General features: G+C 71.0%; 7 protein-coding genes. 3 read left to right on the forward strand and 4 right to left on the reverse strand.

Going from position 1 to position 6,048, the window contains the following annotated elements; genetic code table 11:
- Window positions 1-401: 401 nt before the first annotated feature.
- Together G3I65_RS46065 and G3I65_RS46070 are read left to right on the forward strand one after the other, a co-directional pair.
- Complete coding sequence (locus G3I65_RS46065; RefSeq protein WP_160701696.1) at window positions 402-791, forward strand: hypothetical protein; 390 nt, start codon at window positions 402-404, stop codon at window positions 789-791.
- Between the two features lie 52 nt (window positions 792-843).
- Window positions 844-1,365 carry a DUF305 domain-containing protein gene (locus tag G3I65_RS46070; RefSeq protein ID WP_160701697.1) on the forward strand — a complete coding sequence of 174 codons (522 nt, stop codon included), beginning with the start codon at window positions 844-846 and terminating at the stop codon, window positions 1,363-1,365.
- A gap of 42 nt (window positions 1,366-1,407) precedes the next feature.
- Here the strand turns inward: G3I65_RS46070 and G3I65_RS46075 are convergent, their stop codons facing one another.
- Genes G3I65_RS46075 through G3I65_RS46090 form a run of 4 tightly spaced genes read right to left on the reverse strand, consistent with a single transcriptional unit; the run spans window position 1,408 to window position 5,118 of the window.
- Window positions 1,408-3,660: a cation-translocating P-type ATPase gene (locus G3I65_RS46075; RefSeq protein ID WP_160701698.1), complete on the reverse strand. Its 2,253-nt coding sequence runs from the start codon at window positions 3,658-3,660 to the stop codon at window positions 1,408-1,410.
- A gap of 19 nt (window positions 3,661-3,679) precedes the next feature.
- Complete coding sequence (locus G3I65_RS46080) at window positions 3,680-4,567, reverse strand: hypothetical protein (RefSeq protein ID WP_160701699.1); 888 nt, start codon at window positions 4,565-4,567, stop codon at window positions 3,680-3,682.
- Window positions 4,568-4,597: 30 nt separating this feature from the next.
- Window positions 4,598-4,804, reverse strand: a complete 207-nt coding sequence (locus G3I65_RS46085; protein WP_160701700.1) for a heavy-metal-associated domain-containing protein — start codon at window positions 4,802-4,804, stop codon at window positions 4,598-4,600.
- A gap of 32 nt (window positions 4,805-4,836) precedes the next feature.
- Complete coding sequence (locus G3I65_RS46090; RefSeq protein ID WP_160701701.1) at window positions 4,837-5,118, reverse strand: metal-sensitive transcriptional regulator; 282 nt, start codon at window positions 5,116-5,118, stop codon at window positions 4,837-4,839.
- A 516-nt stretch (window positions 5,119-5,634) separates the two neighbouring features.
- Here G3I65_RS46090 and G3I65_RS46095 point away from each other — a divergent pair.
- Window positions 5,635-6,048, forward strand: a 414-nt coding sequence (locus tag G3I65_RS46095; protein ID WP_160701702.1) for a transposase, incomplete at its 3' end; no start/stop codon positions are given.

A 6,048-nucleotide genomic window follows, 5' to 3' on the forward strand; every position in this document is an offset into this window, starting at 1 on the left:
TGTCATGAATGACTCATTCATGTCGTCGGACGACATGAATGAGTCATTCACGACATCCGCGCGACGCCGGGCAGGCCACGCGGCCAGCCTGCGGCCGGTCACCCGCTCGCCGGCGCGACTTTGCCGGGACCGTGGCGCCGGACGCCATGAAAGGGTCGTTCACTACGTCCCGGGCCAGAGTCCGGCACAGTTGCGGCGGCTCGCTCGGCGGTCGCTTCGCTGATGTCTTGAATGAGTCATTCAGGTCTTCGGAGGTCCTGAATGACTCATTCAAGACGCCGCAGGCCCACCCGGCGCGACTTTGCCGGGACCCTGTCGCCGGACGAGGTGAAAGGGTCGTTCATGGCAGCCGGACTTCATGCTCGGTCCCGGCAAAGGTGCGAGGTTGGTACGGTGAACGCGTGACAGCGGACCGGCTCGGCAACGCGCGGCAGGTCATCCTGCTGTGCGCGCTGGCCGTGTGCGTCGCCGCGATGCACCACGTCGGCATGAGTACCGGCATGCCGGCGGGGACCACGGCGCACGCCATGTCCATCATCGCGCCGGCGGAACCGGCCGCCGCCGACCACGATCCGGGCATGCCGGGCGGGATGCACGACATCCTCCACCTCTGCCTCGCCGTGGTGGTCGCGGCCGCCGCGCTCCTGCTGGTCGCCGCGTTACTGGGGGTTTCCCGGCTCACCACGACGTTCTCGCGGATCGCGAACCTCCGCGGCCCACCCGGCCGTGGCCGCCCACCCGACAGAACCGGCCGCGGTGTCCTGACTTCTCTGTGCATTCTGCGCGTGTGATCGACCCGAAACCGTCGATTCTCACACCCACCAGTACAGCGAAGGATTTGTCATGCGCAAAAACATCTTCACGCTCGGCCTGGCCCTGCTCTTCGCCGTCGTTCTCGGCGGCTGCGGTTCCCCGTCCGGAATGGACCACAACGCGGACGACGTCGCGTTCGCCCAGCAGATGGTCCCGCACCACAGCCAGGCGCTCGACATGGCGAAGCTCGTGCCGTCGCGCAGCACCAACCCGAAGGTGCTCGACCTCGCGAGCCGGATCGAGAAGGCCCAGGACCCCGAAATCCAGCAGATGCAGGGCTGGCTCACCACCTGGGGCGCCGGCATGCCGGGGATGACCCACGGGTCGATGCCCGGCATGATGCCCGACGCCGACATGCGGAAGCTCGAGGCCGCCAAGGGCCCCGAGTTCGACCGGATGTGGCTGGACATGATGGTCGAACACCACCAGGGCGCGATCGACATGGCGAACACCGAACTGGCCAAGGGCGGTAACGCCGACGCGAAGGCGCTCGCCCGGAAGATCATCGACGCCCAGCAGGCCGAGATCACCGAAATGCGGAGCCTGCGCTGAGCCTGGGTGGCTGGGGCGGCGGTCCGCCGCCCCAGCCACCGGTCAGTCCGCCGCGCGCGAGGTGAAGCCGCGCAACCGGAGGCTGTTGCCCACCACGAACACCGAGCTGAACGCCATCGCCGCGCCCGCGATCATCGGGTTCAGCAGCCCGGCCGCGGCCAGCGGCAGCGCCGCCAGGTTGTACGCGAACGCCCAGAACAGGTTGCCCTTGATCGTGCGCAGCGTCCGCCGTGACAGCCGGATCGCGTCGGCCACCGCGCGCAGGTCGCCGCGGACCAGCGTGATGTCGCTCGCCTCGATCGCGACGTCCGTGCCGGTGCCCATGGCCAGCCCGAGATCGGCCTGCGCCAGCGCCGGCGCGTCGTTCACTCCGTCCCCGACCATCGCGACGACCTTGCCCTCGTCCTGCAGCCGCTTGACGACGTCGAGCTTGTCCGCCGGCAGCACCTCGGCGATCACCTCGTCGATCCCGACCTCCGCCGCGACCGCCGCGGCCACCGCCGCGTTGTCGCCGGTCAGCAGCACCGGCGTCAACCCGAGCGCGCGCAGCTGGGCGATCGCCTCCGCCGACGTCGGCTTGACCGTGTCGGCGACCACCAGGACGCCGCGGGCCGCGCCGTCCCAGGCCACCGCCACCGCGGTGTGACCCCGCTCCTCCGCCGCGGCCTTCGCCTCGGTCAGGTCCGCGGGCAACGGCTGGCTCCAGTCCTCCAGCAACGCCGTACGACCGACCAGGACCGCGTGCCCGTCGACGATCCCTTGCACGCCAAGGCCTTCGACGTTCGTGAAGTCCTCGACGGCGGGCAACTCGGCGCGCTCGCGGGCGGCACGGGCGATCGCCGCGGCGATCGGGTGCTCCGACGCGTCCTCCAGCGCCCCGGCCAGCCGCAGCAACTCCGCCTCGTCGACGCCCGCCGCCACGTGCACGCCGGTGAGCGTCATCCGCCCGGCGGTGACCGTGCCGGTCTTGTCCAGCACGACGGTGTCGACGCGGCGGGTCGACTCCAGCACCTCCGGGCCCTTGATCAGCACGCCGAGCTGGGCGCCGCGGCCGGTGCCGACGAGCAGCGCCGTCGGCGTCGCCAGGCCGAGCGCGCACGGGCAGGCGATGATCAGCACCGCGACCGCCGCAGTGAACGCGGCCGCCGTCCCGGCACCGCTCCCGAGCCAGAAGCCCAGCGTCGCCACGGCCAGCCCGATCACGATCGGCACGAACACCCCGGAGACCCGGTCGGCCAGGCGCTGCACGTCCGCCTTGCCGCTCTGGGCGTCCTCGACGAGCTTGGCCATCTGCGCCAGCTGCGTGTCCGCCCCGACCCGGGTGGCCCGCACGACCAGCCGGCCGCCCGCGTTGACCGTCGCCCCGGTCACCGCGTCGCCCTCGGCGACCTCGACGGGCACCGATTCGCCGGTGAGCATCGACGCGTCGACCGCCGACTTGCCTTCTTCGACGACGCCGTCGGTGGCGATCTTCTCGCCCGGCCGCACGACGAACCGGTCCCCCACCGCCAGCTCGGCCGTCGGGATCCGGACTTCGCGACCGTCCCGGAGCACGGCGACTTCCTTCGCCCCCAGCTCGAGCAAAGCCCGCAACGCGGCACCCGCGCGGCGCTTCGAGCGCGCCTCGAAGTAGCGGCCGGCCAGGATGAACGTCGTGACACCCGCGGCGACCTCGAGGTAGATGGCACCCGCCCCGTCCGACGGCGCGATCGTCAGCTCGAACGGGTGCACCATCCCCGGCGTGCCCGCGGTGCCGAACAGCAAGGCCCACAACGACCACGCGAACGCGGCGAGCACGCCCATCGACACCAGGGTGTCCATGGTCGCGGCGCCGTGGCGCAGGTTCGTCCACGCCGCCCGGTGGAACGGCCACGCGCCCCAGGTGACCACCGGCGCGGCCAGCGTCAGCGAAATCCACTGCCAGTACGTGAACTGCAGCGCCGGCACCATGGCCAGGAGGATCACCGGAACGGCGAGCGCCGCGCTGGTGACCAGCCGCTGCCGCAGCAGCCGCGTCGGATCCGCTTCGGGCTCGGGCTCGCCGTCGGCCTTTTCGGGTTGCGGCAAAGTCGCGCTGTACCCGGCGGCTTCGACCGCGGCCACCAGCGTGGCCGGGTCGATGCCCTCGGGGGCGTGCACGCGCGCCTTTTCCGTGGCGTAGTTGACCGAAGCGGTGATGCCGTCGAGCTTGTTGAGCTTGCGTTCGATGCGGTTGGCGCAGGACGCGCAGGTCATGCCACCGATCGCGAGTTCGATCTCGGTCACCGGGCCGGGTGCGGCCGTGGTGCTGGTCATGATCGTCTCCCTTCGCGGTTCAGTGGCCGTGGCCGGTCGTGACGGTGAACTCGGCGGTCCGGACGACGTCGCCGTGCTTGAAGTCGAGGAACAGCCGGTAGGTCCCGGCGCTGGGGACTTCGGCGGCGAACTTCACCTGCGGTCCGGCGGGCGTCTTGCCGTCGCCCGGTTCGCCGTCGGGGTGGACGTGCAGGTAGGCGAGGTCGCCTTCGCGCAGCGCGACCAGGTGCCCGTAGGCGCCGAGGTACGGCTGCAGGTCGGTGACCGGAACGCCGCCGCGGCTCACGCTCAAGGTCAGGGGCGAGGTCTTCCCCGCGGTCAAGTCCCCGGCGAGCTCGACGGTGTAGCCGTCGACCTGGGCCGTGCGGCTCGGCGCGTAGGCGGCGGGCTGGTAGTCCCCGGCGACCGACAGGTCGGTCCCGAGCGTCATCGGTTTCCCGCCGGTGGGCGCGAAATCGGCGAACGCGCGGTACGAACCGGCGGCGGCCAGGGTGAGCGGGACACTCCACGTGCCGTCCGGCGCCAGTTCCGGGTGGACGTGCTGGAAGCCCGCGGTGTCGCGGCGGACCACGATCAGGTGCAGCCGCTTCTCGTGCTCGACGTCGAACGCGGTGACGGCCTTCCCGTCCGGCCCGGTGATCGTGAACGAGAACCGGCCCGGCTCCGGCGTGCGATCGGCGACGGCGAAGGTGTAGCCGTCCTTGCTCGAGGCGAGCCCGCCCGGCAGGGTCTCCGCCGCGGCCATGCCGGCGTGGTCGGGCGCGGCGGTGTCGTGGCCTTCGCCGTGGTCGGCGTTTTCGCTGGTCGCGGCCGCGACGGGACCGGCAGCGTGCCCCACGGCGAAACCGCCGGCCGCGAGGAGGACGAGTGCTCCGCCGAAGACGGCGAGCCGTACTGGGGTGTTCATCGGTGACTTCCCTCGGTCGAGGGCCGGCGATCAGCCGGCGAGCTGGTAGCCGGCCTCCTCGACGGCCGCGCGAACCCGCGCCCCGTCGATCGGCTCGGCACTGGTGACGGTGACGACCCCGGTCGGCAGGTCGACGGCGACGTCGGTGACGCCGTCGATCGCGCCGACCTCCTCGCCGACCGAGGCCACGCAGTGCGAGCAGGTCATGCCGGTGACGGTGAAGGTGGTCTGGCTCATGGCGATCTCCTCAGGATGGTTCGGGTGGTGGATCAGGACTTGACGAGCCGCGCGATGGCCGCACTCGCCTCGGCGACCTTCGTGGCGGCGACATCCCCGCCTTCCGCCGCGGCGTCGGCCACGCAGTGCCGCAAGTGCTCGTCGAGCAGCCCCAGTGCGACGGCTTCCAGCGCCTTCGTCGCCGCCGACACCTGCGTCAGCACGTCGATGCAGTACTTGTCGTCCTCGATCATCTTGGCGATGCCGCGGACCTGCCCCTCGACCCGCCGCATGCGCTGCAGGAAGGCGTCTTTGTCGTCGCTGTAGCCGTTCATGGCTTCAACGTACCCCTAGGGGGTATGAGTATCAAGTGACCTGCGTCTCGCAGGGGTTCAGGGGCGGACGAAGACCGGCTTCCCCGGCGGCGGGTCCAGCAGGCCGCGACCTACGGCCTCATGCGGGACCCGGCGACCAGCAGGCAAGGCGGGCGGGCGACGTACACAGGCAGACGAAGACCGGCGTCCCCCGGCGGCAGGCCCGGCACGCCATGACCTATGGGCTCATACAGGGAGGCCCGGCGACCAGCGGCAGGGCAGGCGGGCGACGTACAGGGGCAGACGCCCCGTTACCTTTTTCGTAGTTCCTGATCAAGGAACTGTGGTCACCAGGCCCGGCATGACTAACGCCCCCAGTCGAACCCATGATCCGGGGGGTGGTGTCACCGGGTCTGGTGGCATCGAGGGACCGCTGATAGGGACACGGCCACCAACTGGTAGGTCTCGTCGTAACGTGGGTGCCGGCCATCGATGCCCTCCCGGTGACCACGTCGCGGCGAACGAACGGCATGGTGGATGAGCAGCAGTTTCGGGGTCTTTCTCGGCCTGGACGTCGGCAAGGACGCCCATCACGCGGTCGGTCTCGACCCACAGGGAAAGCGGCTGCATGACGCCCCGCTGCCCAACACCGAACCCAAGCTGCGAGCCCTGTTCGACAAGCTCGCCCGGCACGGAACGCTGCTGGTCGTGGTCGACCAGCCGGCCACCATCGGTGCGCTGCCGGTCGCAGTCGCCCGCGCCGCCGGACACCAGGTCGCCTACCTGCCCGGCCTGGCGATGCGCCGCATCGCCGACCTCTACCCCGGCCGCGCCAAAACCGATGCCCGCGACGCGTTCATCATCGCCGACGCCGCCCGTTCCCTGCCCCACACCCTGCGCCCGGTCGACGTCGGCGACGAGGCGCTGGCCGAGCTGGACGTGCTGGTCGGG

Origin of the sequence: Amycolatopsis sp. SID8362 (assembly GCF_010550475.1) — a bacterium.
In the GTDB taxonomy this organism is placed as follows: domain Bacteria; phylum Actinomycetota; class Actinomycetes; order Mycobacteriales; family Pseudonocardiaceae; genus Amycolatopsis; species Amycolatopsis eburnea.